The organism is Streptomyces sp. NPDC093225, from assembly GCF_044753805.1.
Lineage (GTDB): Bacteria > Actinomycetota > Actinomycetes > Streptomycetales > Streptomycetaceae > Streptomyces.
In genome coordinates this window covers 1-25,276 of record NZ_JBIVNX010000017.1, presented here as the reverse complement: position 1 = coordinate 25,276, position 25,276 = coordinate 1, and the positions used below count along the sequence as shown (strand labels likewise).

Genomic DNA, 25,276 nt, shown 5'->3' with positions numbered 1-25,276 from the left:
TAACGACCGTTATCTCGTCAACCGGGGATCTTAGGGGCCCTGCGCGTCAGCAGCCAGGGCTCCACGATGCCCAGTCCACGGACCGGCCGCTGCCACATCGGCTGGAGCGCGAACCGGTACGAGGCGCCCTCGGCCTCCTCCAGCTCCGCGGCCTTCTCCGACACCGGCGCGTCGCCCGTCCGGCCCAGCTCCAGCGCGAGCGCCCCGTCGACCAGCACCGAGTCCTTCGGCGCTATCGACGTGAGCCGGCTGGCCAGGTTCACCGTCGTGCCGAAGACGTCGCCCATGCGGGTGGTGACCGTGCCGAACGCGATGCCCACCCGGAGCTCCGGCATCGACTCGTCGTTGCCCAGCGTCCCGATGAGCCGCAGCGCGATCTCCGCCGCCGTGCCCGCGTCGTCGGCGCAGAAGAGCACCTCGTCGCCCAGGGTCTTGATCAGCCGCCCACCGTGCGCGGCCACCAGATCGGCGGCCGTGGTCTCGAAGGACTCGACCAGCTCGCCGAGCTCCTCCTCCTCCAGGCGGCGGGTCAGCCGCGTGAAGCCGACGAGGTCGGCGAAGCCGACCGCGAGCCGCCGGTCCACCATCTCCTCGTCGTCCGCGGCCTGCACCACGCGGCCCGTGGCCGCGGCCAGCTGCCGCCGCCAGACGTAGACGAGGAACTCCTCCAGCTCCGGCAGCAGCAGCTCCACCAGCGGGTACGTGACCTCGGTCCGGGTCATCCCCGGCTCCGGCGGCTCCGTCAGCCCCTCCAGGAAGGAGTCGATCTGCCACTCGGCCAGCCGGGCCGTGGTCTGGCCGGTGGAACGGGCCACCTGCACCGCCATCGGCTCGCTGAGCAGCCCGGCCTCCACCAGGCCGGCCAGCCGCCGCAGCGCCAGGACGTCCGCCTCCGTCAGGGCGCGGGCCTGCCCGATGTCCGCGAAGCCCATGGCCCGCCAGAAGCGGGAGGCCAGCTCCATCGACACCCCGGCGGTACGGGCCGCCTGGAAGGGGGTGTAGCGACGCTCGGCGCCGAGGATCAGCTGCTCCAGACGGATGGCGAGCGGGTCGGCGGTGGGCTCGGCCGTGTGGTCGACCTCGTGGTGCGGGGTGTGCTGCTCGGGGCCGATGGGACCGGACGGGTTGCCGGAGTGGCCGCCGGAGTGGCCGCCCGCCTGCCCGCCACCCTGGCCGTTCCCGCCGGTAACAGGAGTGTTGGACGCGCCGGAAGCCGTGTCGTCGACGGTCAAGGGCCGCCTCCTGTCCATTCCGTGCGCACTGCCCCACCGAGCCGGGTGATCGCCGATGGCACTGGCGACCGCCTAAACCATACGGCAGGTGTGCCGTAGCTCACTCCTCGCTCCGTCCCGAAACCGCCGACTTCCGTGGACGCGCCGGCCCCGGCCGCCGCACGAACGGTCGTACGCCGGCCCGGGCACCGGTCCACGGCCGCCTCAGCCCTCCCCGCGCAGGTGGATCACGTCTCCCGCGCCCACCGTCTCGCGCCCGCCCCCGTCGGTGGCGATCACCAGCCGTCCGTCGGCGTCCAGGGCCTCCGCCCGCCCGACGACCTCGCGCCCGCCCGGCAGGTCGGCCCGTACCCGTCGGCCCAGCGTCGCGCACCCGGCCGTGTAGGCCTCCAGCACGCCGCTGCGCCCGGCGTCGCCCCCGGCCGCGCGCCAGTGCCCGTACCAGCCCTCCAGCGAGCGCAGCACGGCGCGCAGCAGCGGGTCCCGGTCGGTGCCGGTGGCCTTCGCCAGGGCCAGCGACCCGGCGCCCGGCACCGGCAGCTCGTCGGCACTCAGCGTGACGTTGAGCCCGATGCCGATCACGATGCCGTCGCCCGCGCGCTCGGCGAGGATGCCGCCGGTCTTGCGCTCCTCCCCCTCCACCGTCACCAGGACGTCGTTGGGCCACTTCAGCGCGGTGTCCACGCCCGCGGTCCGGGCCACCGCCTCGGCCGTGGCCACCCCGGCCAGCAGCGGCAGCCACCCCCACTGCTCCACCGGCACGCCGGTCGGCTCGAGCAGGACGGAGAAGAAGAGCCCGGAGCGGGCCGGGGCCGTCCAGCTGCGGTCGAGCCGGCCGCGGCCGGCGGTCTGCTGCTCGGCGACCAGCACGGCGCCCTCGGACAGCTCCGCGGCGCGGGCGGCGAGGTCGGTGTTGGTGGACCCCGTACTGGGCACCACCTCCAGGGACGTCCACAGCCCCGCGGGCTCCACGAGGGCCCGGCGCAGCGCGGCGGCGTTCAGCGGCGGCCGGTCGAGGTCCGACCAGCGGCCCGGGCCGGGCGCGGACGACGGACCGCCGCCCGGAGCGGAAGGGGAATCAGGGGACGAAGCGGCAGATGATGCATCCGAAGGCGTCATGCAAGCCACATTAGGTGTGGTAAACGCCGCAGTGTGGAGCGCCATGCGCAGCACTACGCTACGTGCCAGTAGCCATCCGGTTGACCAGGCAGGGAGCCGCGACCCCGATGTCAGAACCCTCAGCGCCGATCGACATCCACACCACCGCGGGGAAGCTCGCCGATCTGCAGCGCCGCATCGACCAGGCGGTACACGCCGGATCCGAGCGCGCCGTGGAAAAGCAGCACTCCAAGGGCAAGTTGACGGCCCGTGAGCGCATCGACCTCCTCCTCGACGAGGGGTCGTTCGTGGAGTTGGACGAATTCGCCCGGCACCGCTCCACGGATTTCGGCATGGAGAAGAACCGCCCGTACGGTGACGGCGTCGTGACGGGCTACGGCACCGTCGACGGCCGTCCCGTCGCGGTGTTCTCGCAGGACTTCACGGTCCTCGGCGGCTCGCTCGGCGAGGTCTTCGGCCAGAAGATCATGAAGGTCATGGACTTCGCGCTGAAGACCGGCTGCCCGGTCATCGGCATCAACGACTCCGGCGGCGCCCGCATCCAGGAGGGCGTCATGGCCCTCGGCATGTACGGCGAGATCTTCCGCCGCAACACCCGCGCCTCCGGCGTGATCCCGCAGATCTCGCTGATCGTCGGCCCGTGCGCCGGCGGCGCGGTCTACTCCCCGGCCATCACCGACTTCACGGTGATGGTCGACAAGACCTCGCACATGTTCATCACCGGCCCGGACGTCATCAAGACGGTCACCGGCGAGGACGTGGGCTTCGAGGAGCTCGGCGGCGCCCGCACCCACAACGCCACCTCGGGCGTGGCCCACCACATGGCCGGGGACGAGAAGGACGCGATCGAGTACGTCAAGTCGCTGCTGTCCTACCTGCCCTCGAACAACCTCTCGGAGCCGCCGGCCTTCCCGGAGGAGGCGGACCTCGAGGTGTCGGGCGAGGACCTCGAGCTGGACACGATCGTCCCGGACAGCGCGAACCAGCCGTACGACATCCGCACCGTCATCGAGCACGTCGTCGACGACGCCGAATTCCTCGAGACCCAGGCGCTGTTCGCCCCGAACATCGTCACCGGCTTCGGCCGCGTCGAGGGCTACCCGGTGGGCGTGGTCGCCAACCAGCCGATGCAGTTCGCCGGCTGCCTGGACATCGACGCCTCCGAGAAGGCGGCCCGGTTCGTCCGCACCTGCGACGCCTTCAACATCCCGGTCCTGACCTTCGTCGACGTCCCCGGCTTCCTGCCGGGCGTGGACCAGGAGTACGGCGGCATCATCCGGCGCGGCGCCAAGCTGATCTACGCCTACGCCGAGGCCACCGTCCCGCTCATCACCGTCATCACCCGCAAGGCCTTCGGCGGCGCGTACGACGTCATGGGCTCCAAGCACCTGGGCGCCGACCTCAACCTGGCCTGGCCGACCGCCCAGATCGCGGTCATGGGCGCGCAGGGCGCGGTCAACATCCTGCACCGGCGCACCATCGCCGAGGCGGAGGCCGCCGGAGACGGCGACGCCACGCGGGCGCGGCTCATCACCGAGTACGAGGACACCCTGCTCAACCCGTACATCGCGGCCGAGCGCGGTTACGTCGACGCGGTGATCATGCCGTCCGACACGCGCCGCCACATCGTGCGCGGTCTGCGCCAGCTGCGGACGAAGCGCGAGTCCCTGCCGCCGAAGAAGCACGGCAACATCCCCCTGTAGGGCTCCTGGAGAGGGACACCACCATGATCAAGGTCCTGAAGGGCAACCCGACGCCCGAGGAGTTGGCCGCCGCACTGGCGGTGGTCCAAGCGCGCGCGGCGGCGCTGGCCTCGGCGCCGTCGGGCGCGCCCCGCGTGGCGGACGGCTGGTCCGACCCGGCCCGGGTGGCCCGTACCGGGTTCCCGCAGCCCGGTCCGCGGGCGTGGGGACGTACGTACTGGCCCGCCTAGGCGGGTGTGTCGCACCGTGGCGCCTGAGTACCCGTACTCAGGCGCCACGGGCGTCCGCGGCGCGAGGATCGGAGCATGCTCTGGTCCGACCCGAAAGACGAGCCGCCGAAGGACATGCGCGAGGCCCAGGCCATGCTCCGCCGCATGACGCTGGTCATCGTGGTGGCGATGGTGGTGGTGGTCTACGTCCTCGGGATCCGCTGAGCGGCCTCCGGACGGCCTCCTACGATGGGCCGCATGACTGAATCGCGCCGGCTCGTCCTGGCCTCCGCCTCCCCCGCCCGGCTCAACCTGCTCCAGCAGGCCGGCCTCGCCCCGCACGTCATCGTCAGCGGGGTGGACGAGGACGCCCTGAGCGCCGACACGCCCGGCGAACTCGCCCTCGTACTGGCCGAGGCGAAGGCCTCCGTGGTGGCGGGTCTCGACGAAGCCCGGGGCGCGCTGGTGATCGGCTGCGACTCGGTGCTGGAGCTCGACGGGGAGGCCCTGGGCAAGCCGGACGACGCGGCGGACGCCCTGGCGCGCTGGAAGTCCATGCGGGGCCGTTCGGGTGTCCTGCGCACGGGCCACTGCGTCATCGACACGACGAGCGGCCGGCAGGTCTCGGCCACGGCCTCGACCACCGTGCGCTTCGGCGAGCCCACGGACGCCGAGGTCGAGGCCTACGTGGCCAGCGGCGAGCCGCTGCACGTCGCGGGGGCGTTCACGCTGGACGGCCGCTCGGCGCCCTTCGTCGAGGGCATCGACGGCGACCCCGGCAACGTCATCGGCCTGTCACTTCCCCTGCTGCGCGCCCTGCTGGGCGAGCTGGGCATCTCCATCACCGAGCTGTGGACCTGAGGGCCTGAGGGCGCCCGCGGAGCCGGCTAGGCGGGCGCCACGCCCGCCTCCGGCGCGCCCCCTTCCGGGGCGCCCGGCTCCGGCGCGGGCGGGGTCCCGGCAGCGCCGTCCGCGTCCCGCTTCCCGTACGCCACCAGGGTGAGCACGACCAGTCCGAGGATCAGCATCATGAGGGCGAACGCGGGCCAGCCGACCATGCCCACCACCAAGGCGCCGAGCACCGCGTCGGTGACCGCGCAGACGACGAGCAGGATCCGGGCGACCCGGCCGGGAGCCCGGTCCCGGACGGCCGTGACCAGCAGAAGGAGGCCGCAGAGCGCCATGAACGCGCCCATCAGCGCGCCCATGCCGTAGGTGGCTCCGGACATCAGGTCGGGGTCCATGCCGGCGATCGACATCGACTGGCGGTCCACCGCCGTGCCCAGCACGAGGTGCACCACCACGAGGCCGACGGCCTCCAGGAACAGCGCGATCGCGGCGGCACCCGCCGCGAGCCTGCGGAACACCGAGCCCCACCCCCGTCCGGGCATGCGTGCGGTCAGATCCGTACGTTCGACGCCCCGGAGGCTACTAACGAGTAAACGTGCGGACAAGAGGTGCGCACGGGTTCGTCACGACTTCCCCAAGCCGGGCCCCCTCGGCAAAGAATGTCAGGGGGCTTCGTAGGGTCCCCACAAAGAAACCCGCCGGGCCGCTGCACCAGGGCACAGAGACCCGGACCATGCGACGGGGTTACTGTGCAGTCGGGGATTTCCCTGGTCCGGGTCGCCACAAGGCTTTTCGCGACTCGACGCAGCCTCGAAGAACACTCCGTGTGGGCAAGGTCACCGTTGGGGACGGGTCGATACGTCGTGTGGCCTGTCCCTAAACTCAGCTTGTTTCAAGGAGGGAGACATCGTGCGCAAGGTGCTCATCGCCAACCGTGGCGAAATCGCTGTCCGCGTGGCCCGGGCATGCCGGGATGCCGGGATCGCGAGCGTAGCGGTCTACGCCGATCCGGACCGGGATGCTCTGCATGTCCGTGCGGCCGACGAGGCGTTCGCGCTGGGCGGTGACACCCCGGCCACCAGTTATCTGGACGTGGCCAAGGTGCTTCAGGCCGCAGCCGATTCGGGAGCCGACGCCGTCCATCCGGGGTACGGCTTCCTCTCCGAGAACGCCGACTTCGCCCAGGCCGTCCTGGACGCGGGGCTGACGTGGATCGGTCCGCCGCCGCAGGCGATCCGGGACCTCGGCGACAAGGTCGCCGCCCGGCACATCGCCCAGCGCGCCGGCGCCCCGCTGGTCGCCGGTACTCCGGACCCGGTCTCGGGCGCGGACGAGGTCGTGGCGTTCGCCCGCGAGCACGGCCTGCCCATCGCGATCAAGGCCGCCTTCGGTGGTGGCGGCCGCGGCCTGAAGGTCGCCCGCACCCTCGAAGAGGTGCCGGAGCTGTACGAGTCCGCCGTCCGCGAGGCCGTCGCGGCCTTCGGTCGGGGCGAGTGCTTCGTGGAGCGCTACCTGGACAAGCCGCGGCACGTGGAGACCCAGTGCCTGGCCGACTCCCACGGCAACGTGGTCGTCGTCTCCACCCGTGACTGCTCGCTGCAGCGCCGCCACCAGAAGCTGGTGGAGGAGGCCCCGGCCCCGTTCCTGTCCGAGGCGCAGAACGCGGAGCTGTACGCGGCCTCGAAGGCGATCCTGAAGGAGGCCGGCTACGTCGGCGCCGGCACGGTCGAGTTCCTCGTCGGTGTGGACGGCACGATCTCCTTCCTCGAGGTCAACACCCGTCTGCAGGTGGAGCACCCGGTCACCGAGGAGGTCTCGGGCATCGACCTGGTGCGCGAGATGTTCCGCATCGCCGACGGCGAGGAGCTCGGTTACGACGACCCGGCCCTGCGCGGACACTCCTTCGAGTTCCGCATCAACGGCGAGGACCCGGGCCGCAACTTCCTGCCCGCCCCGGGCACCGTCACGCTCTTCGCCCCGCCGACCGGCCCGGGCGTGCGCCTGGACGCCGGTGTGGAGTCCGGTTCGGTCATCGGCCCGGCCTGGGACTCGCTCCTGGCCAAGCTGATCGTCACCGGCGCCACCCGCGAGCAGGCCCTGCAGCGCGCGGCGCGTGCGCTGGCGGAGTTCCAGGTGGAGGGCATGGCCACCGCCATCCCCTTCCACCGCGCGGTCGTCGCCGACCCCGCCTTCGCCCCCACCGACGGCAGCCCGTTCAAGGTCCACACCCGCTGGATCGAGACCGAGTTCGTCAACGAGATCGCCCCGTTCGCGGCCCCCGCGGGCGAGGAGGCCGACGAGGAGCCGGGCCGCGAGACGGTGGTCGTCGAGGTCGGCGGCAAGCGCCTCGAGGTCTCCCTGCCGTCCTCGCTGGGCATGACCCTGGCCCGTACGGCGGCCGCCGGTGGTGCCAAGCCGAAGCGCCGCGCGGCCAAGAAGTCCGGCCCGGCGGCCTCCGGCGACAGCCTCGCCTCGCCCATGCAGGGCACGATCGTCAAGGTCGCGGTCGAGGAGGGCCAGGAGGTCAAGGAGGGCGACCTCGTCGTGGTCCTCGAGGCCATGAAGATGGAGCAGCCCCTCAACGCGCACCGTTCGGGCACCATCAAGGGCCTGACCGCCGAGGTCGGCGCCTCCGTCACGTCCGGCGCCCTGATCTGCGAGATCAAGGACTGACGTCGCAAGCCCTGACGGCACGTGCGTGAAGGCCCCCGCCCACTTCCCGGGCGGGGGCCTTCACGTCGTACGTCCGGGGAGGCCGCCGGAACGGCCGTACGCCCGGGAGGCCGCCGGAACGGCCCCCGGCGGCCCTCCGGGCCGCGGTCGGCCCCTGGATGCCCGCTACCGCCGCCGCAGGTCCGCGACCCGCGCCCGCTCGCCGGGATCGCCCAGCGGGGCGGCCCGCAGCGGCACGCTGGGCCCGCCCCGGCGCTGGACCGGCAGCGGTGACTCGCGCCGCGGCCGACGGCCCGGCAGCCCGTCGCCGGGGGCGACGGACGTCCCGGCGACCGTGACCTGCACCCCTTGGTCCGCCAGGGCCTGGAGCTCGGTCTGCGCCCGGTCGTCGTGCCCCGGCGGCTCGTCGGTGACCAGCCGCGTGATCACGTCGGTCGGCACCGTCTGGAACATGGTGTCGGTGCCGAGCTTCGTGTGGTCCGCCAGCACGACCACCTCCGCCGCGGCCTGCACCAGCGCCCGGTCGACGCTCGCCGAGAGCATGTTCGAGGTCGACAGGCCCCGCTCCGCGGTCAGTCCGCTGCCGCTGAGGAAGGCCCGCGAGACCCGCAGCCCCTGCAGGGACTGCTCCGCCCCGCTGCCGACGAGGGCGTAGTTCGAACCGCGCAGGGTGCCGCCGGTCATCACGACCTCGACCCGGTTGGCGTGCGCCAGGGCCTGGGCCACCAGCAGGGAGTTGGTGACGACGGTCAGTCCGGGCACCCGGGCGAGCCGGCGGGCCAGCTCCTGCGTCGTGGTGCCCGCGCCGACGACGACGGCCTCGCCTTCTTCGACGAGGCCGGCGGCGACATCGGCAATGGCGGTCTTCTCCGCCGTCGCGAGATGGGACTTTTGCGGAAAGCCGGACTCTCGCGTGAATCCGCCCGGCAAGACCGCACCGCCGTGCCGGCGGTCGAGGAGTCCTTCTGCCTCCAGTGCCCGCACGTCCCGCCGTACGGTCACTTCGGAGGTCTGGACGACGCGGGCGAGCTCCCGGAGCGAGACCGCTCCGTTGGCACGCACCATTTCGAGAATCAGTTGGCGACGTTCTGCAGCGAACACGAAACTGACAGTAACCCCAACGACCGTCTGCTTTCAGCTCTTTGCGCCGGATTACCGAAGTTGTCCGCACAGCGGGGTGACGAGTGGTATATACGCGCCCGCGACTTCGGCCGCCGCACACCACGCCCCGTCACCCCGCCCCAATGTCCTTGCGGACGGCGGCGATTGGCGCGGACTACGCCTCGCCGGCGAGCTTGCGGGTGTGCAGCTGGCGGGCGACCTCGGCGATCGATCCCGACAGCGAGGGGTACACGGTGAACGCGTTTGCGATCTGCTCGACCGTCAGGTTGTTGTCGACCGCGATCGAGATGGGGTGAATCAGTTCACTGGCGCGCGGCGCGACGACCACGCCGCCCACCACGATCCCGGTGCCCGGGCGGCAGAACATCTTCACGAAGCCGTCCCGGATGCCCTGCATCTTCGCGCGCGGGTTGCGCAGCAGCGGCAGCTTGACCGTACGGGCCTCGATCTTGCCGGCGTCGACGTCGGCCTGCGTGTAGCCGACCGTGGCGATCTCGGGGTCGGTGAAGACGTTCGAGGAGACGGTCTTCAGGTTGAGCGGGGCCACTGCGTCACCGAGGAAGTGGTACATCGCGATGCGGCCCTGCATGGCCGCCACCGAGGCCAGCGCGAAGATGCCGGTCACGTCGCCGGCCGCGTACACGCCGGGCGCGGTGGTGCGGGAGACCTTGTCGGTCCAGATGTGGCCCGACTCCTTGAGCTTGACCCCGGACTCCTCCAGGTTCATGTCCGCGGTGTTCGGGATCGCGCCGACGGCCATCAGGCAGTGCGTGCCGGAGATGACGCGCCCGTCGGCGAGCGTGACCTCGACGCGGTCGCCGACGCGCTTGGCGGACTCGGCGCGGGCTCGCGAGATGACGTTCATGCCGCGGCGGCGGAAGACGTCCTCCAGCACGGCGGCCGCGTCCGGGTCCTCGCCCGGCAGGACGCGGTCGCGGGAGGAGACGAGCGTGACGCGCGAGCCGAGCGCCTGGTACGCGCCGGCGAACTCGGCGCCGGTGACGCCGGAGCCGACCACGATGAGCTCCTCGGGCGTCTCCTCCAGGTCGTACACCTGCGTCCAGTTGAGGATCCGCTCGCCGTCCGGCAGGGCGTCGGGGATCTCGCGCGGGTGGCCGCCGGTGGCGATGAGCACCGCGTCGGCGGTCAGGATCGTCTCGGTGCCGTCGGCGGCCGTGACGATCACGTCGCGGGTGCCGTCGATGCCCTGCGGGCCGCCGAGCTTGCCGCGGCCGCGCAGCACCTTGGCGCCCGCACGGGTCACGGAGGCGGTGATGTCGTGGGACTGGGCCAGCGCCAGGCGCTTCACACGCCGGTTGACCTTGCCGAGGTCCACGCCGTGCACCCGGGCCGCGTCCTCCAGCGGCGGGGTGTCGTCGGCGACGATGATGCCGAGCTCCTCGTACGACGAGTCGAAGGTGGTCATCACCTCGGCCGTCGCGATGAGGGTCTTCGAGGGCACGCAGTCGGTGAGCACCGACGCCCCGCCCAGACCGTCGCAGTCGACGACGGTCACCTCCGCGCCGAGCTGGGCGCCTACCAGCGCCGCCTCATACCCGCCGGGTCCGCCGCCGATGATCACGATCCGGGTCACGAAAAGTCCGCCTCACGTCTTCCCGGCCGGCTGCCGCCCCGGCCGGGGGGTCCGGGGGTTCTCTCCCCGGGGGATGCTGTCCGTACAGCATTGTCCCGCATTCCGGGCCCGGGCTCGTCCCCCGGGCCCGGGGGACGAGCCCGGGCCCGGATGCGAATCCGGTGACCGCGCGCACAGCACCCACGGCCGCCCCTCCCGTACCCTCGACACCATGTCGCTCTACGCCGCGTACGCCGGCAACCTCGACGCGCGGCTGATGACCCGCCGCGCACCGCACTCCCCGCTGCGTGGCACGGGCTGGATCAACGGCTGGCGGCTCACCTTCGGCGGTGAGCAGATGGGCTGGGAAGGCGCGCTGGCCACCGTCGTCGAGGCCCCGCGCTCGCAGGTCTTCGTCGCCCTGTACGACATCGCTCCGCTCGACGAGGAGTCCATGGACCGCTGGGAGGGTGTCGGGCTCGACATCTACCGCCGCATGCGGATCCGGGTGCACACCCTCGACGGCGAGGAGGCCGCCTGGGTGTACGTCCTCAACGGCTACGAGGGCGGTCTCCCCTCGGCGCGCTACCTCGGCGAGATCGCGGACGCGGCCGAGTCCGCGGGCGCCCCGCACGACTACGTGATGGAGCTGCGCAAGCGCCCGTGCTGAGGGTCGGACCCCGACCTCCCGACGTGAGTGCCGCCCCGGCCCCGTGGCGAACGAAGCCGCCGCCGGGCCGGTGTCGGGGTGGGCTCTCGCTTCGTGGGGCCGTCCCGTGGTGTGTGGGTCCCCTCACCTCTTGACCCGTCATGGCCCGCAGGCCCTGCCGCCTCAAGAGGCTCCCCCACACACCACGGGCCGGCCTGCCAGGGTTCGACGGCTCCCGGAGCCTGGGCCTCGGCCGCCTCGGAGCCCTTCGCCTCTCCCGCCCGATCCCCCCGTCGCCACCCATATCGTCGGAAACGACAAGGCAACGATCGGAACACCGTGAGCTGTGCCATCTACGCGCGTAGGGATTGAGCGGCTACCCTCGTCCGCGTGAACGCAACTGCCATCGACCCCCACGCCTCCGCCGCTGCCGCCGCGGCCCGCCTGCGCGAGCTGACCGGCGCCGAGACCCACGACGTCGCGCTCGTCATGGGCTCCGGCTGGGCCCCGGCCGCCGAGGCCCTGGGCGCCCCCGAGTTCGAGTTCCCCGTCACCGAGCTGCCCGGGTTCCCGCCCCCGGCCGTCGAGGGACACGGCGGCAAGATCCGCTCGTACAAGATCGGCGACAAGCGCGCCCTGCTGTTCCTCGGCCGCACGCACTACTACGAGGGCCGCGGCGTCGCCGCCGTCGCCCACGGCGTGCGCACCGCCGTCGCCGCCGGCTGCAAGACCATCGTGCTGACCAACGGCTGCGGTGGCCTGCGCGAGGGCATGAAGCCCGGCCAGCCGGTCCTGATCAGCGACCACCTCAACCTCACCGCGGCCTCGCCGATCATCGGCGCGAACTTCGTGGACCTCACGGACCTGTACTCCCCGCGCCTGCGCGCGATGTGCAAGGAGATCGACCCGACCCTCGAAGAGGGCGTGTACGTGCAGTTCCCCGGCCCGCACTACGAGACCCCGGCCGAGATCAACATGATCCGCGTCCTGGGCGCGGACCTCGTCGGCATGTCCACCGTCCTCGAGGCCATCGCGGCCCGCGAGGCCGGCGCCGAGGTGCTGGGCATCTCCCTCGTGACCAACCTGGCGGCCGGCCTCTCCGGCGAGCCGCTCAACCACGAGGAGGTCCTCCAGGCGGGCCGCGACTCGGCCGCCCGCATGGGCCAGCTGCTCACCCAGGTCCTCGAGAAGATCTGAGCCGCCCGCGGGACCGGCACGGTCCCGACGGGGCGCGGCCGCACCCCGCGGCGTACGGGCACAGCGACAGGCGGAGCGACGAGAAGAGGCGGATGAAGTGGCTGAACTGGCGGAAGATGTGCAGGACGACCTGATGCGCCGGGCCCTGGCCTGGCAGGCGGAGGACCCCGACCCGGAGACGGCCCAGGAACTCGGCCGCCTCATCGAGGCCGGCGACACCGCGGAGCTGGCCACCCGCTTCGCGGGGACGCTCCAGTTCGGCACCGCCGGACTGCGCGGCGAGCTCGGCGCCGGTCCGATGCGGATGAACCGCGCCGTGGTCATCCGCGCCGCGGCCGGACTCGCCGCGTACCTGAAGGACCAGGGCCACGACGGCGGCCTGGTGGTCGTCGGCTACGACGCCCGCTACAAGTCCGCCGACTTCGCGCGCGACACCGCCGCCGTGATGACCGGGGCCGGCCTGCGCGCCGCGGTGCTGCCGCGGCCGCTGCCCACCCCCGTCCTCGCCTACGCGATAAGGCACCTGGGTGCCGTCGCCGGCGTCGAGGTCACCGCGAGCCACAATCCCCCCCGGGACAACGGCTACAAGGTGTACCTGGGCGACGGCTCGCAGATCGTCTCCCCCGCCGACGCGCAGATCGCCGAGCAGATCGCGGCGGTCGGCGCGCTGACGTCCGTACCGCGTCCCGAGGACGGCTGGGAGGAGCTCGGCGACGAGGTCCTGGAGGCCTACCTGGCGCGTACGGACGCCGTCCTGACCCCCGGGTCCGCGCGGTCCGTGCGGGTCGTCTACACGGCCATGCACGGCGTCGGCAAGGACGTGGTGCTGGCCGCGTTCGCCCGGCACGGCTTCCCCGACCCGGTGCTGGTCCGGGCGCAGGCCGAGCCGGACCCGTCCTTCCCGACCGTGGCGTTCCCGAACCCCGAGGAGCCGGGCGCCATGGACCTGGCCTTCGCCACGGCCGCCGAGGCCGGCCCGGACATCGTGATCGCCAACGACCCGGACGCCGACCGCTGCGCCGTGGCCGTCCCCGACGACGACGCCCCGGCCGGCTGGCGCATGCTGCGCGGCGACGAGGTGGGCGCGCTGCTCGCGGCGCACCTGGTGCACAAGGGGGCCCGCGGCACGTTCGCGGAGTCCATCGTGTCGTCCTCGCTGCTGGGCCGGATCGCGGACGCCGCCGGCCTCCCCTACGAGGAGACCCTGACCGGCTTCAAGTGGATCAGCCGCGTCGAGGGCCTGCGGTACGGGTACGAGGAAGCGCTCGGCTACTGCGTGGACCCCGAGGGCGTGCGCGACAAGGACGGCGTCACCGCCGCCCTGCTGGTCGCCGAGCTGGCCTCGGAGCTCAAGGAGCAGGGCCGCACGCTGACCGACCTGCTGGACGACCTGGCGATGGCCCACGGGCTGCACGCCACCGACCAGCTGTCGGTGCGCGTGTCGGACCTGGCGGTCATCGCGGACGCGATGCGCGCCCTGCGCGAGCGCCCGCCGGTCGCCCTGGCCGGGCTGCGCGTGGTCTCCGCCGAGGACCTCGCCGAGGGCTCCGGCAAGCTGCCGCCCACCGACGGCCTGCGCTACTACCTCGAGGGCGCCTACAAGGCGCGGGTGATCGTCCGCCCGTCCGGCACCGAGCCGAAGCTGAAGTGCTACCTGGAGGTCGTGGTACCGGTGGCGGACGCCGCCGACCTGGCCCCGGCCCGCGCCCGCGGCGCGGAGGTGCTCGCCGGCATCAAGAAGGACCTCGCGGAGGCCATGGGCCTGTGAGCCCGGCGAAGGCCCCGGACCCCACCGGTCCGGGGCCTTCGGCGTACCTCCCGGCGCGCGGTCGGCCGCCGTCCGTGCTGTGCTCGAAGGACGAAGCTTCGGACACCGCGACCGCGGGAGGAATCATGGCCACGAAGAAGCTGACCGCCCGGGACATCATGACCGCCGGGGTGCAGTGCGTGGGCGAGCACCAGACCCTGCTGGAAGCCTGCCGCATGATGCGCGACCTGAACGTGGGCTGTCTGCCGATCTGCGGCGACGACCAGAAGCTCCAGGGCCTCATCACCGACCGCGACGTCATCGTCAAGTGCTGCGCCGAGGGCCGCGACGTGGCCGAGATGAAGGCCGGCGAGCTGGGTGGCGCCCTGCACTGGATCGGCGCGGACGACGACGCCCAGCAGGCCGTGGACCTCATGGAGGTGCACCAGATCAAGCGCCTGCCGGTGATCGACGTCAAGAACGGCCACCGGCTGTGCGGCATGATCACGGAGGCGAACATCGCCAAGAACCTGTCGGACGAGCAGATCGCCGAGTTCGCCTCGCGCGTCTACACGCACTGACCGCCCGCCGCCCCCGACCACGACCACGACCACGACGACGCGGCACCGGTCCCCGGCCGGTGCCGCGCGCCGTGCGGGGCCTCAGCCCATCCGCGGGTCCGGCTTCAGCATCGCGAAGTGCGCCCCGTGCGGGTCCGACAACCACGCCATCCGGCCCACGTCCGGCACGTCCGTCGCGGGCATGACCACGCCCCCGCCCGCGCCCTGGGTCCGGCGCGCGACGTCGTCCACGTCCGCGACCATGAAGTACGGGATCCAGCGCGGCGGCGGCAGCGTCTCGGTCGGCATGGCGTCGCGCGGCGCGACCCCGCCGAAGGAGCCCTGCTCGAAGTCGCCGTCCGCCACGGAGAGCACGCGGTAGACCATGCCCGGGGTCTGCATGTCCTGGTGGCGCCAGTCGAACAGCCCCTTGTAGAAGGCGATCGCGGCGGTCGGGTCCTTCGCCATCAGCTCGACCCACACCAGGCTGTTGTCGTCCGAGGCCCGCCCCAGGCCCTTGGTCTTCCCGGGCTGCCAGATCGCGAACTGCGCGCCGTGCGGGTCGGTGTACTGCGCCAGCCAGCCCTCGCCCATCACGTCCATCGGCTCGGCGCGGACCGTCCCGCCGCCCTTGAGGACGGCCTGGGTGGTCGCGGCCGCGTCGTCGCTCTGGAAGTACACCATCCACGCGGAGCGGGCGCCCTCCTCGGTGAGCGGGCCGACCGCGCCGACGGTCTTCCCGTCGACCTGGAAGAAGCCGTAGCCGCCCGCGTCGGGGCCCGCGGAGACGAAGGTCCAGCCGAGGACCGCGGAGTAGAACTCGGCGGTGGCCGCGGTGTCGGGGGAGCCGATGTCGATCCAGTTGGGGGAGCCGTGCACGAAGTCGGTGCCGAGCATGCGTCCGACCGCCTTTCGGGGTTCGCGGGTCTCGTACGGATGTCCCCGGCCACCCTCCCGGACTCCCCGGCACCCCGCACCCCGACGGCGCCGCCGTATCACCCCCTCGGGGGACGCCACGACGGCGCAGGCGGGGCCGCCCCGACGGCGTACGCGGGGAGCGCTACGACGCCGAGGGCGACGGCGTCGACGTCGGCCGCACGATCTCGCCCAGCGTCGGCACCGACTCGGGCCGGTCCCGTACCGCCTCCGTGCACTCCCACGCCCGCGGCGGATCCGTGTCGGGCCCGCCCAGCACCACGCGCCCGCCGCCGGCCACCCCGCTGTCCGCGAAGGTGCACACGATCTGGGCCAGCGCCAGCGGCGGCAGGTCCTCCGGCCGGCGGCTCAGCCGCAGCGTTCCCTTGGGGTCCCCCGGCCGGGCCGGCGCCACGCTCAGCTCGGCGCCCACCTCCGTCGAGAACCCGGCGTCCCGCTCCTCCGCCGACAGCGACTGCTCCAGCTCGGCGAGCAGCGACTGCGCCGCGCGCACCGGCCGCTTGTCGACCCCGGCGAGCACCCGCTCCACGGCCACCAGCTGCGAGCCGCAGACCAGTTGGACCTCGACCCGGACGCCCTCCCGGCCGGCCGGCTGCGCCGGCGGCGCGGAGGTGTCGCACGACACCCGCGAGGGGGCCGCGCCCACGTCCACCGGCACCGTCGTGGCGCGGATCCCGCAACCCGAGCCGAGCAGCCCCAGGGACACGACGCACACGACCCAGCGGGCCCTCATCTCGTACCGGCCTCTCCGAGCGGCGGCGCGGGCAGCCGCAGTGTGAACAGCGCGCCGCCCTCCGGCGCGTTCTCGGCGGTGATGTCGCCGCCGTGGATGTGGGCGTTCTCCATGGCGATGGAGAGCCCGAGGCCGCTGCCGTCCGAACGCGGCCGGGAGGCACTGGCCTTGTAGAACCGGTCGAAGACGTGCGGCAGCACGTCCTCGGGGATGCCCGGCCCGTTGTCCTTGACGGCGATCACGAGTGCGTCGCCCTGCTCGCCCGTCTCCGTGCGCACCGACACCCGCACCGGCGAGCCGCCGTGCTTGAGGGCGTTGCCGATGAGGTTGGCCAGGATCACGTCGAGCCGGCGCGGGTCCAGGCGCACCACGATGCCGCGCTCCGCGTCGAGTTCGACGGCGTCCAGCCAGGCCCGCGCGTCGATGCAGGCGGTGACCTGGTCGGCGACGTCCACGTCGTCCACCACCAGGCGGGCGGTGCCGGCGTCGAAGCGGGTGACCTCCATGAGGTTCTCGACCAGGACGTTGAGCCGCCGCGTCTCGCTGACCACCAGCTCCACCGCGGGCGCGATCATCGGGTCGAGGTCGTCCATCTCCTCCTCGAGCACCTCGGTCACGGCCGTCAGCGCGGTCAGCGGCGTGCGCAGCTCGTGCGACATGTCCGCCACGAAGCGCCGCGACGACTCCTCGCGGGAGCTCATGTCGGCGACCTTCTTCTCCAGCGCCTCGGCCGTCCTGTTGAACGTACGGGACAGGTCGGCGAGTTCGTCGGTGCCGGAGACGTCGAGCCGGGTGTCGAGCTTGCCCTCGCCGAGCCGCCGGGCCGCGTCCCCGAGCCGCTGCACGGGCTTGAGGACCGTGGTGGCGGCGGCCTGCGCGAGCAGCGCCGAGCCGAGCAGGGCGAGCGCGGTGGCGATGCCCAGCGACCAGGCCAGCGAGTTCAGGTCGTCCTTCTCCTGGGCCAGCGACTTGTACATGTAACCGGTCGGTCCGCCGCCGACGATGCGGGTGCCGCCGACCAGGTACGGGGTGCCCTTGCGCTGGGTCCGCTGCCAGTAGACGTGGTACTCCGCGTCGTTGGCGGCGGTCACCTTCTGCCGGTCGTTGACGGCCTGCTGGAGCGAGCCGGGCACGTCGGTCAGCTGGAAGGGCGCGGGACCGGCGGTCCCGATCACCTTGCGGCCGTCCTTCGCCTCGTCGACCAGCAGCACGCTGAAGCCCGGGCTGGCGCCCGCCATCAGCTCGGCGGTGCGCTGGAGCTCCTCCGGCTGGGGGTCGGCGGGCAGGGCGGCGGCACGGGTCTGCATGCCCTGGCGGAAGTCGCGCAGGGCCGCGTCCTGGGTGCGCGTGAGCACCGCCTCGCGGTTGAGCCAGTACGCGATCCCGGAGGCGGACACGGCGGCGGTCAGTGCGACCAGCCCGAACACGACGATCAGCCGCAGCCGCAGGCTGGTCCAGCGCCGGCCCGCGAGCAGCGCGCGGATCACTGCGGGGAGTCCAGGCGGTAGCCGACGCCGCGTACGGTCCGGATCAGCGTGGGCGAGGACGGCACGTCCTCGACCTTGGCCCGCAGCCGCTGCACGCAGGCGTCCACCAGGCGGGAGTCGCCCAGGTAGTCGTGCTCCCACACGAGCCGCAGCAACTGCTGGCGCGAGAGCGCCTGCCCGGGCCGACGGCTGAGCTCCAGCAGCAGCCGCAGCTCGGTCGGCGTGAGCTGCAGGTCCTCGCCGTTCTTGGTCACGGTCATCGCGGCCCGGTCGATCACCAGCGAGCCGAACACCGCCGAGTCGCTGGCCTCCCGCTCGCCGCGGCGCAGCACCGCCCGGATGCGGGCGTCGAGCACCCGCCCCTGGACGGGCTTGACGACGTAGTCGTCGGCGCCGGACTCGAGGCCCACCACCACGTCGATGTCGTCGCTGCGCGCGGTCAGCAGGATGATCGGCAGCTGGTCGGTGCGGCGGATGCGCCGGCACACCTCGAAGCCGTCGATCCCGGGCAGCATCACGTCGAGCACGATCAGGTCGGGCCGCTGCTCGCGCAGCAGTTTCAGACCGTCCTCGCCGGTCGCCGCAGCGGCCACGCGGTGGCCCTGGCGGGTCAGCGAGAGCTCGAGGGCCGTGCGGATGGCGTCGTCATCCTCGATCAGCAACAGGAAAGGCACGGGCTCATTCTGTCGCATGGCCCGCTTCCGCTTCGACCGTCAGGACGCCACGAGACGTCCCGGGGTCGCTGTGACACGGCTGTGACAGTCGGCGGACACCTCGGTTAAGTGGGCCGGGCAGAGTTCTTCTCGTCGGAACAAGCCGGAATCCACGACGGGGGCGCGAGATGAACACGCTGCAGTCCACCGCCACCAGCGCGGTTGTCACGCGGCTCCACGATGCGGGTCGCCGAGCGGCCGCCCGTGGCGCGGGCCGCACCCGCTCCTCGCACGTGGTGGCCATCGACGCGAACACGTACCAGCTGCCCGTCGCGGTTCCCGCGGCCCGCGGCGCCGCTCCTGCGGAGCGGCCCGAGGACAAGCGGCTGTCCGCCACCGCCGAGGCCGAGTTCACCGCCTACGTCCGCGAGCGGCGCGCCGCGCTGTACGCGACGGCCTACCACCTGACCGGTGACCGCTACGAGGCCGAGGACCTGCTGCAGAGCGCGCTGTTCTCCACGTACCGCGCCTGGGACCGGATCACCGACAAGGCGGCGGTCGGCGGCTACCTGCGCCGCACCATGACGAACCTGCACATCAGCGCCTGGCGCCGGCGCAAGCTCAACGAGTACCCGACGGAGGAGCTGCCGGAGACGGTGGGCGAGACCGACGCGATGCGCGGCACGGAGTTGCGCGCGGTGCTCTGGCAGGCGCTGGCGAAGCTGCCCGAGCCGCAGCGCACGATGCTGGTGCTGCGGTACTACGAGGGCCGCACCGACCCGGAGATCGCGGAGATCCTGGACATCAGTGTCGGCACCGTGAAGTCGAGCATCTGGCGCTCCCTGCGCCGGCTGCGCGACGACGAGTCACTCAGCTTCGGCGAGTCCGAGGCCGAGTCCTTCGGCGAGCTGGTCGCGTAGTCGCACACGCGACCAGCTGGAGCTCCACGCGGCCACGGGGGCCCGTCTTGCGGGGGTGAGACGGGGGCCGAGGGGGATGAGGGAGCGGGATCGAAAGCGGTCGGGGGTCCGCTGTCGGTCCCGCTCCTTCGCGTCTTCCAGGCCGTTTCCGGGCCGTTTCTAGGCCGTCGCCGCCGTACGCGCCCCACGGTGGCGACCGGCGGCCGCGGCGGCCAGCCGGCCCAGCGCCTCGTCCCGCGCACACGCGTGCGCGCCCAGCGCCACGTGCCGCGCCACGATCGCCCGTTCGGCACGCATCAGGCGCCAGCCCCGCCGCAGCAGGAACGGAACCGACTTGCGGCCCTCGCGCAGGTCCCGCAGCAGCCGGCGGCGGAAGGTCGTCGAGGGGCGCCCGCGCAGGCATATCGCGTCGCCCAGCAGACCCAGCTCCTGGCAGCGCGCGGCGATGTCCGCCGCGAAGATGCCCTCGGCGATGAACAGCGGCGTCCGCGAGATCTCGAGGGTCTCGCTCCCGGTGCGCGAGCTGGTGGCGATGTCGTACACCGGCACGTCGGTGCGCCCGGTCCGGCACAGCTCCGAAACCGCCCGTACGGCCGTGTCCGCGTCCCAGGACAGCGGCGAGTCCCAGTCGATGTCGGAGCTGCCCTCGACGAGCGGGAGGGTCGGGTCGCCGGCCTCCTTGTAGAAGTCGTCCAGGCGCAGCACCGGAAGGCCGGAGCGCGCGGCGAGGGAGGACTTGCCCGAGCCGGAGGGACCCGTCAGCAGGACGACGCGCGTCGGAAGGGGAGATGAACAGCTCACGGGACACCAGTGTGCGGCATTACCCCGCGTAGGGGACTCCTTCCGGGGCCCGTTGGTATTCAGCATCACATCTCAACTACGCTGCGCGCACACCCGATTACAAGGCAGGTCTCCCATGGCACGTCACGCAGTCCCGGGCGGCAGCGCCCGCCGCACCCTGCTCAACGCGGGCCTGGCCGTCTCGATGGCCGGCGCGGCCCTCGGGCTCGCCGGTGCGGGCGCGCAGGCGAGCGAGGTCTCGGTGCCGGACGCGCTGGCCGGCACCCTCGGGCCGGTGAAGGCCCTCCAGGTCGACCCGTTGGCGAACACGGGCGTGGACCCGCTGGACAACGGGGTGGGAACCTCGCTCGGCGACTTCAAGCCGCTGAGCACCACCGCCGTCACGGACACCGTCACCAAGGGCGCCAAGATCGGCGAGCTCCCCGGCGTGGCCCTGCTCTCCCCGCTGCTGCCGGGCTGAGCCCGCCCGCGGGCCCCGGCGCGCGTACACAGCCTGTGGAGGAAACCACCGAGCCCCCGGCCGCGTGCGACGCGGCCGGGGGCTCGGTGCGGGGTACGGGGGACGGCCCGTACCCGCAGCGGCGGTGGCTAGTACGAGGAGCCGGAGGCGCCCAGCGAACCCGTCGGGTGCCAGACCGTCTTCGTCTCCAGGAAGGCGGTCATGCGGCCCGTGCCCGGGTCGGCCGCCCAGTCGTCCACAGGCTGTGGACGCAGCACGCGCTTGAGGTTGTCCGCCGCCGCGACCTCCAGCTCCTTGGCCAGGGCCCCGTCGGCACCCGCCAGGTCGATCCCGTTGACGTCCTGGTGGGCCGCCAGGTGCGGGCCCATCTCGGACGCCTTGCCGGACAGGACGTTGACCACGCCGCCCGGCAGGTCGGAGGTGGCCAGCACCTCGCCCAGGGACAGTGCCGGCAGCGGCGCGTGCTCGGAGGCGATGACCACGGCGGTGTTGCCGGTCGCGATCACCGGGGCGATCACGGACACCAGGCCCAGGAACGAGGACTCCTGGGGCGCGACGACCGTCACCACGCCCGTCGGCTCCGGGGTCGACAGGTTGAAGAACGGCCCCGCGACCGGGTTCGCCCCGCCCACGACCTGCGCGATCTTGTCCGTCCAGCCCGCGTACCAGACCCAGCGGTCGATCGCGGCGTCGACCTGCGCGGCGGCCTTGGACTTCGACAGCCCCTCGGCGTCCGCCACCTCGCGCACGAACTGGTCGCGGCGACCCTCCAGCATCTCGGCGATGCGGTAGAGGACCTGGCCGCGGTTGTACGCCGTGGCGCCCGACCAGCCGCCGAAGGCCTTGCGGGCCGCGACGACCGCGTCACGCGCGTCCTTGCGGGACGACAGCGGGGCGTTGGCCAGCCACTTGCCCTTGGAGTCCGTCACCTCGTACACCCGCCCGCTCTCGGAGCGGGGGAACTTCCCGCCCACGTACAGCTTGTAGGTCTTGAAGACATTCAGACGCGTGGTCGACTCAGACATCGAGGTAAGCCTCCAGGCCGTGGCGACCGCCCTCGCGGCCGAAGCCCGACTCCTTGTAGCCGCCGAAGGGCGAGGTCGGGTCGAACTTGTTGAACGTGTTGGCCCACACGACACCGGCGCGGAGCTTGCCGGCGACCGCGAGGATGCGCGAGCCCTTCTCCGTCCAGATGCCCGCGGACAGGCCGTACTGGCTGTTGTTGGCCTTGGCGACGGCCTCGTCCGGCGTGCGGAAGGTCAGCACGGACAGCACCGGGCCGAAGATCTCGTCGCGGGCGATGGTGTGCGCCTGGGTGACGTTCGTGAACAGCGTCGGGGCGAACCAGTAGCCGGACTCCGGCAGCTCGCAGGCCGGGGACCAGCGCTCGGCGCCCTCCGCCTCGCCGGCCTCGGCGAGGGCGGTGATGCGGGCGAGCTGCTCCTCGGAGTTGATCGCACCGATGTCGGTGTTCTTGTCGAGCGGGTCGCCCAGCCGCAGCGTCGACAGCCGTCGCTTCAGCGAGTCCAGGAGCTCGTCGTGGACGGACTCCTGCACCAGCAGCCGGGAGCCCGCGCAGCAGACCTGGCCCTGGTTGAAGAAGATCCCGTTGACGATGCCCTCGACGGCCTGGTCGATCGGCGCGTCGTCGAAGACGATGTTGGCGCCCTTGCCGCCCAGCTCCAGCGTGACCTTCTTGTCGGTCCCCGCCACCTGCCGGGCGATCGCCTTGCCCACGGCCGTGGACCCGGTGAACGCCACCTTGTTCACGTCGGGGTGCGCCACCAGCTCGGCACCGGCGTCCCCGTACCCGGGGATGATGTTGACGACGCCCCTGGGCAGACCGGCCTGGCGGCAGATGTCCGCGAAGAACAGGGCGCTGAGCGGCGTGGTCTCGGCGGGCTTCAGCACCACGGTGTTGCCCGCGGCCAGCGCCGGGGCGATCTTCCACGCCAGCATCAGCAGCGGGAAGTTCCACGGGATGACCTGGCCGGCCACGCCCAGCGGCCGGGGGTTCGCCCCGTAGCCGGCGTGGTCGAGCTTGTCGGCCCAGCCCGCGTAGTAGAAGAAGTGCGCGGCGACCAGCGGGAGGTCCGCGTCGCGGGTCTCCTTGATCGGCTTGCCGTTGTCCAGGGTCTCCAGGACGGCCAGCTCGCGGCTGCGCTCCTGGATGATCCGGGCGATGCGGAAGAGGTACTTGGCGCGCTCGGAGCCGGGCAGCGCCGACCACTTCTCGAAGGCGCGGCGGGCGGCCTTCACGGCGCGGTCCACGTCGGCGGCACCGGCCTGCGCGACCTCGGACAGCACCTCCTCGCTGCTCGGGCTGACGGTCTTGAAGACCTTGCCGTCGGCGGCGTCGGTGAACTCACCGTCGATGAACAGGCCGTACGACGGCGCGATGTCCACGACGGAGCGCGACTCGGGCGCCGGCGCGTACTCGAAAAGGGAAGCCATGATGATCAGTCCACCGTCACGTAGTCGGGACCGGAGTAACGCCCGGTGCTCAGCTTCTGGCGCTGCATGAGCAGGTCGTTCAGCAGGCTGGAGGCGCCGAACCGGAACCACTCGTTGCTCAGCCAGTCCTCGCCGACGGTCTCGTTGACCAGGACCAGGAACTTGATCGCGTCCTTCGTGGTCCGGATGCCACCGGCCGGCTTCACTCCGACCTGGATTCCAGTCTGCGCCCGGAAGTCGCGTACGGCTTCGAGCATGAGCAGGGTGTTCGCGGGGGTGGCGTTGACGCCGACCTTGCCCGTCGAGGTCTTGATGAAGTCGGCGCCGGCCATCATGCCGATCCAGGAGGCCCGGCGGATGTTGTCGTACGTCGACAGCTCCCCGGTCTCGAAGATCACCTTCAGCCGCGCGGCGGACCCGTCCTCGCGGACGCAGGCCTCCTTCACGGACCGGATCAGCTCGTAGGTCTCCAGGTACCGGCCGGCGAGGAACGCCCCGCGGTCGATCACCATGTCGATCTCGTCGGCGCCCGCCGCAACGGCGTCGCGGGTGTCGGCGAGCTTGACCGGCAGCGCGGCGCGCCCGGCCGGGAAGGCCGTCGCCACCGACGCCACCTTGACGTCGGCGCCGCCCAGGGCCGCCTTGGCGGCGGCCACCATGTCGGGGTAGACGCATACCGCGGCGGTCATCGGCGTGGTCCGGTCGGTCGGGTCGGGGTTGACGGCCTTGGCGGCGAGGGCCCGGACCTTGCCCGGGGTGTCCGCGCCTTCCAGCGTCGTCAGGTCGATCATCGAGATGGCCAGGTCGATGGCGAAGGCCTTGGCCGAGGTCTTGATCGAACGGGTGCCGAGCGCAGCCGCGCGGGCCTCCAGGCCGACGGCGTCGACGCCGGGCAGCCCATGAAGGAAGCGGCGCAGTGCGCTGTCGGACGTCGTCACGTCAGCGAATGCGGGGGATGTGGTGGGCATGGTCACCAGATGAGCATATCTACGCGCGTAGCGACCTGTCATCCCCTGTCGCTCCTTCGAGCCCGACGTAACCCATCTGTGACGGGATCCGCCGCCACCCCGCTCCGGCTCAGGCGCCGCGGCAGCCCTCCGGCAGCGCGGGAAAGGCCTGGTGGCCGTAAGGAGCCGGGCCGCCCTGGGTCTTCCACTCCAGCACCGGCCCCGAACCGCCCGCCCCCGTGATGCGGGCGACGAAGCCGGCCGAGTCGGGCAGCGCAGGGTGCTCACGATCCAGCGTCGCGAAGGACTTCGCGGGGGCGGCCCACTCGCGCAGGACGGCCTGCGGACCCTTGGACGACGTGGTGAGGTCCGCGAACACGCCCGCGCCCAGATCCGTCCGCCGAACCTGCGAGACACACCCGCGCCCCAGATCGGAACCGCGCACCGGAAGCGCGTACGCCTTGGTGGCACCGCCCTTGGTGACCTCGAGCACCGGCCGGCCGGACCCCTGCCGCACCAGGGCCAGCTCCAGACCGTTGATCCGCGCCCTGGGATGCCGAGCGTCCAGGAGACCCACCACCCGCACCATGTACGTCTCACCGGGCGTCCAGTCCGGCCCCACGTAGCGGATCCACGCCTCCGGCCCGGTCGCCCCGTCGTTGCGCAGCACCGCGACCAGCCCGTTCCCGATCGGAACCGCCCGCCCCAGATACCGACTGTCATCCACCGGCGCCGCCGACACGGTGCCGCGCACCGTCCCGGCACCCGCCCCGCCCGCAGCCAGGACCGTACCGGCCGCGGGGGCCAGAAGAGCGCCGGCGGCGGCGAGGGCGACGAACGAAGTACGAAGGGCGCGCATGACTACTCCTTGGAGCATTGTCCCCGAGATGCGGGTCCGACGGATGGTCGTCCCCGTCTCATGCCCAACCAACCGTCCCGCACCCGCACCCGACCAAGGGGGTGCAGCGACCGTAAGCGGCTACGTCCAGCCCCCATCGGCTCGGCAGCCGCAGAGCCGACCAGTGGGGCGTAGCGACCGTGGGCGGCTTATGCCCAGCCCCCACCCACCCGCACCCGCCACCGCACCGGAGGGGCGCAGCGATCGTGCGCGGCATATGCCCAGCCCCCACCCCGCCGCACCCGCCACCCGAACCAGTGGGGCGTAGCGATCCGAGGCGCTGACCCGGGTCGAGGGACTCAGCAGACCGAAGTCTTCACACCCGCCCCGGGCGTCTTTCCGGGGCCTGTCCGC

25 protein-coding genes are annotated in these 25,276 nt (G+C 72.5%); 11 read left to right on the top strand and 14 right to left on the bottom strand.

The annotated features are described in order from the left end of the window. Positions 1-17: 17 nt before the first annotated feature. Together ACIQCH_RS17615 and ACIQCH_RS17610 are read right to left on the bottom strand one after the other, a co-directional pair. Positions 18-1,232, bottom strand: coding sequence for an adenylate/guanylate cyclase domain-containing protein (locus ACIQCH_RS17615; protein WP_402581739.1), 1,215 nt, complete (start codon positions 1,230-1,232; stop codon positions 18-20). A gap of 204 nt (positions 1,233-1,436) precedes the next feature. Beyond that, positions 1,437-2,351 carry a biotin--[acetyl-CoA-carboxylase] ligase gene (locus ACIQCH_RS17610; protein WP_402581737.1) on the bottom strand — a complete coding sequence of 305 codons (915 nt, stop codon included), beginning with the start codon at positions 2,349-2,351 and terminating at the stop codon, positions 1,437-1,439. Positions 2,352-2,458: 107 nt separating this feature from the next. Here ACIQCH_RS17610 and ACIQCH_RS17605 point away from each other — a divergent pair, with 107 nt between their 5' ends. The 4 genes from ACIQCH_RS17605 to ACIQCH_RS17590 all read left to right on the top strand — a co-directional run bounded on the left by ACIQCH_RS17605 (position 2,459) and on the right by ACIQCH_RS17590 (position 5,124). After that, positions 2,459-4,054, top strand: a complete 1,596-nt coding sequence (locus ACIQCH_RS17605) for an acyl-CoA carboxylase subunit beta (RefSeq protein WP_402581735.1) — start codon at positions 2,459-2,461, stop codon at positions 4,052-4,054. 23 nt (positions 4,055-4,077) lie between these two features. After that, on the top strand, positions 4,078-4,284 hold the full coding sequence (locus ACIQCH_RS17600; protein ID WP_402581733.1) for an acyl-CoA carboxylase epsilon subunit: 207 nt from the start codon (positions 4,078-4,080) through the stop codon (positions 4,282-4,284). 75 nt (positions 4,285-4,359) lie between these two features. Beyond that, positions 4,360-4,488 (top strand): morphogenic membrane protein MmpB, encoded by a 129-nt coding sequence (gene mmpB, locus ACIQCH_RS17595; protein WP_267884793.1) that lies wholly within the window; start codon positions 4,360-4,362, stop codon positions 4,486-4,488. A gap of 24 nt (positions 4,489-4,512) precedes the next feature. Next, complete coding sequence (locus ACIQCH_RS17590) at positions 4,513-5,124, top strand: Maf family protein (RefSeq protein WP_402581731.1); 612 nt, start codon at positions 4,513-4,515, stop codon at positions 5,122-5,124. Between the two features lie 26 nt (positions 5,125-5,150). On the opposite strand, the gene ACIQCH_RS17585 is transcribed toward ACIQCH_RS17590, so the two are convergent. Continuing rightward, positions 5,151-5,654 (bottom strand): hypothetical protein, encoded by a 504-nt coding sequence (locus ACIQCH_RS17585; RefSeq protein WP_402581729.1) that lies wholly within the window; start codon positions 5,652-5,654, stop codon positions 5,151-5,153. A 367-nt stretch (positions 5,655-6,021) separates the two neighbouring features. Here ACIQCH_RS17585 and ACIQCH_RS17580 point away from each other — a divergent pair, with 367 nt between their 5' ends. Beyond that, on the top strand, positions 6,022-7,785 hold the full coding sequence (locus tag ACIQCH_RS17580) for an acetyl/propionyl/methylcrotonyl-CoA carboxylase subunit alpha (RefSeq protein ID WP_402581727.1): 1,764 nt from the start codon (positions 6,022-6,024) through the stop codon (positions 7,783-7,785). A gap of 165 nt (positions 7,786-7,950) precedes the next feature. On the opposite strand, the gene ACIQCH_RS17575 is transcribed toward ACIQCH_RS17580, so the two are convergent. Continuing rightward, positions 7,951-8,886: a DeoR/GlpR family DNA-binding transcription regulator gene (locus tag ACIQCH_RS17575; RefSeq protein WP_402581725.1), complete on the bottom strand. Its 936-nt coding sequence runs from the start codon at positions 8,884-8,886 to the stop codon at positions 7,951-7,953. A gap of 175 nt (positions 8,887-9,061) precedes the next feature. Beyond that, the gene (locus tag ACIQCH_RS17570; protein WP_402581723.1) at positions 9,062-10,501 is read right to left on the bottom strand and encodes an NAD(P)H-quinone dehydrogenase; all 1,440 of its coding nucleotides are present in this window, start codon (positions 10,499-10,501) and stop codon (positions 9,062-9,064) included. A 211-nt stretch (positions 10,502-10,712) separates the two neighbouring features. Here ACIQCH_RS17570 and ACIQCH_RS17565 point away from each other — a divergent pair, with 211 nt between their 5' ends. From ACIQCH_RS17565 to ACIQCH_RS17550, 4 genes are all read left to right on the top strand, one after another. Then, positions 10,713-11,150: a gamma-glutamylcyclotransferase gene (locus ACIQCH_RS17565; protein WP_402581722.1), complete on the top strand. Its 438-nt coding sequence runs from the start codon at positions 10,713-10,715 to the stop codon at positions 11,148-11,150. A gap of 369 nt (positions 11,151-11,519) precedes the next feature. Further along, entirely contained in the window at positions 11,520-12,326 is an 807-nt protein-coding gene (locus tag ACIQCH_RS17560; RefSeq protein ID WP_402581720.1) for a purine-nucleoside phosphorylase, read from the top strand. A 118-nt stretch (positions 12,327-12,444) separates the two neighbouring features. Then, positions 12,445-14,094 (top strand): phospho-sugar mutase, encoded by a 1,650-nt coding sequence (locus tag ACIQCH_RS17555; RefSeq protein WP_402581947.1) that lies wholly within the window; start codon positions 12,445-12,447, stop codon positions 14,092-14,094. A 125-nt stretch (positions 14,095-14,219) separates the two neighbouring features. Continuing rightward, positions 14,220-14,654 carry a CBS domain-containing protein gene (locus tag ACIQCH_RS17550; RefSeq protein WP_402581718.1) on the top strand — a complete coding sequence of 145 codons (435 nt, stop codon included), beginning with the start codon at positions 14,220-14,222 and terminating at the stop codon, positions 14,652-14,654. Positions 14,655-14,735: 81 nt separating this feature from the next. Here ACIQCH_RS17550 and ACIQCH_RS17545 read toward each other — a convergent pair whose 3' ends face one another. From ACIQCH_RS17545 to afsQ1, 4 genes are all read right to left on the bottom strand, one after another. Beyond that, a complete protein-coding gene (locus ACIQCH_RS17545; protein ID WP_402581716.1) occupies positions 14,736-15,530 on the bottom strand; it encodes a VOC family protein in 795 nt (264 codons plus the stop codon). A 163-nt stretch (positions 15,531-15,693) separates the two neighbouring features. After that, complete coding sequence (locus ACIQCH_RS17540) at positions 15,694-16,284, bottom strand: hypothetical protein (RefSeq protein WP_402581714.1); 591 nt, start codon at positions 16,282-16,284, stop codon at positions 15,694-15,696. A gap of 14 nt (positions 16,285-16,298) precedes the next feature. Beyond that, on the bottom strand, positions 16,299-17,888 hold the full coding sequence (locus ACIQCH_RS17535; protein ID WP_402581945.1) for an ATP-binding protein: 1,590 nt from the start codon (positions 17,886-17,888) through the stop codon (positions 16,299-16,301). Then, positions 17,786-18,463 (bottom strand): two-component system response regulator AfsQ1, encoded by a 678-nt coding sequence (gene afsQ1, locus ACIQCH_RS17530; protein ID WP_402581712.1) that lies wholly within the window; start codon positions 18,461-18,463, stop codon positions 17,786-17,788. Before afsQ1 ends, ACIQCH_RS17535 begins: the two co-directional genes overlap by 103 nt. Positions 18,464-18,630: 167 nt before the next feature. Here afsQ1 and ACIQCH_RS17525 point away from each other — a divergent pair, with 167 nt between their 5' ends. After that, positions 18,631-19,362, top strand: a complete 732-nt coding sequence (locus ACIQCH_RS17525; RefSeq protein WP_402581711.1) for a SigE family RNA polymerase sigma factor — start codon at positions 18,631-18,633, stop codon at positions 19,360-19,362. Between the two features lie 159 nt (positions 19,363-19,521). Here ACIQCH_RS17525 and ACIQCH_RS17520 read toward each other — a convergent pair whose 3' ends face one another. Beyond that, positions 19,522-20,229: a uridine kinase gene (locus ACIQCH_RS17520; RefSeq protein WP_402581710.1), complete on the bottom strand. Its 708-nt coding sequence runs from the start codon at positions 20,227-20,229 to the stop codon at positions 19,522-19,524. A gap of 49 nt (positions 20,230-20,278) precedes the next feature. On the opposite strand from ACIQCH_RS17520, the gene ACIQCH_RS17515 reads away from it, so the two are divergent. Further along, entirely contained in the window at positions 20,279-20,623 is a 345-nt protein-coding gene (locus ACIQCH_RS17515; protein WP_402581709.1) for a hypothetical protein, read from the top strand. A 128-nt stretch (positions 20,624-20,751) separates the two neighbouring features. Here the strand turns inward: ACIQCH_RS17515 and ACIQCH_RS17510 are convergent, their stop codons facing one another. The 4 genes from ACIQCH_RS17510 to ACIQCH_RS17495 form a co-directional block, all read right to left on the bottom strand. Next, complete coding sequence (locus tag ACIQCH_RS17510) at positions 20,752-21,648, bottom strand: aldehyde dehydrogenase family protein (protein ID WP_402581707.1); 897 nt, start codon at positions 21,646-21,648, stop codon at positions 20,752-20,754. Next, entirely contained in the window at positions 21,641-23,077 is a 1,437-nt protein-coding gene (locus tag ACIQCH_RS17505) for an aldehyde dehydrogenase family protein (protein WP_402581705.1), read from the bottom strand. Before ACIQCH_RS17505 ends, ACIQCH_RS17510 begins: the two co-directional genes overlap by 8 nt. Positions 23,078-23,082: 5 nt before the next feature. Further along, positions 23,083-24,087 carry a deoxyribose-phosphate aldolase gene (gene deoC / locus ACIQCH_RS17500; protein ID WP_402581704.1) on the bottom strand — a complete coding sequence of 335 codons (1,005 nt, stop codon included), beginning with the start codon at positions 24,085-24,087 and terminating at the stop codon, positions 23,083-23,085. 67 nt (positions 24,088-24,154) lie between these two features. After that, on the bottom strand, positions 24,155-24,883 hold the full coding sequence (locus ACIQCH_RS17495; RefSeq protein WP_402581702.1) for a hypothetical protein: 729 nt from the start codon (positions 24,881-24,883) through the stop codon (positions 24,155-24,157). Positions 24,884-25,276: the final 393 nt, after the last annotated feature.

Excerpts from the sequence above, each read along its gene's own strand:
- ACIQCH_RS17610 (WP_402581737.1), bottom strand. The coding sequence starts at position 2,351 with ATGACGCCTTCGGATGCATCATCTGCCGCTTCGTCCCCTGATTCCCCT.
- ACIQCH_RS17605 (WP_402581735.1), top strand. The coding sequence starts at position 2,459 with ATGTCAGAACCCTCAGCGCCGATCGACATCCACACCACCGCGGGGAAG.
- ACIQCH_RS17600 (WP_402581733.1), top strand. The coding sequence starts at position 4,078 with ATGATCAAGGTCCTGAAGGGCAACCCGACGCCCGAGGAGTTGGCCGCC.
- mmpB (WP_267884793.1), top strand. The coding sequence starts at position 4,360 with ATGCTCTGGTCCGACCCGAAAGACGAGCCGCCGAAGGACATGCGCGAG.
- ACIQCH_RS17590 (WP_402581731.1), top strand. The coding sequence starts at position 4,513 with ATGGGCCGCATGACTGAATCGCGCCGGCTCGTCCTGGCCTCCGCCTCC.
- ACIQCH_RS17585 (WP_402581729.1), bottom strand. The coding sequence starts at position 5,654 with ATGCCCGGACGGGGGTGGGGCTCGGTGTTCCGCAGGCTCGCGGCGGGT.
- ACIQCH_RS17565 (WP_402581722.1), top strand. The coding sequence starts at position 10,713 with ATGTCGCTCTACGCCGCGTACGCCGGCAACCTCGACGCGCGGCTGATG.
- ACIQCH_RS17550 (WP_402581718.1), top strand. The coding sequence starts at position 14,220 with ATGGCCACGAAGAAGCTGACCGCCCGGGACATCATGACCGCCGGGGTG.
- ACIQCH_RS17545 (WP_402581716.1), bottom strand. The coding sequence starts at position 15,530 with ATGCTCGGCACCGACTTCGTGCACGGCTCCCCCAACTGGATCGACATC.
- ACIQCH_RS17525 (WP_402581711.1), top strand. The coding sequence starts at position 18,631 with ATGAACACGCTGCAGTCCACCGCCACCAGCGCGGTTGTCACGCGGCTC.
- ACIQCH_RS17520 (WP_402581710.1), bottom strand. The coding sequence starts at position 20,229 with ATGCTGAATACCAACGGGCCCCGGAAGGAGTCCCCTACGCGGGGTAAT.
- ACIQCH_RS17515 (WP_402581709.1), top strand. The coding sequence starts at position 20,279 with ATGGCACGTCACGCAGTCCCGGGCGGCAGCGCCCGCCGCACCCTGCTC.
- ACIQCH_RS17510 (WP_402581707.1), bottom strand. The coding sequence starts at position 21,648 with ATGTCTGAGTCGACCACGCGTCTGAATGTCTTCAAGACCTACAAGCTG.
- ACIQCH_RS17505 (WP_402581705.1), bottom strand. The coding sequence starts at position 23,077 with ATGGCTTCCCTTTTCGAGTACGCGCCGGCGCCCGAGTCGCGCTCCGTC.
- deoC (WP_402581704.1), bottom strand. The coding sequence starts at position 24,087 with ATGACAGGTCGCTACGCGCGTAGATATGCTCATCTGGTGACCATGCCC.
- ACIQCH_RS17495 (WP_402581702.1), bottom strand. The coding sequence starts at position 24,883 with ATGCGCGCCCTTCGTACTTCGTTCGTCGCCCTCGCCGCCGCCGGCGCT.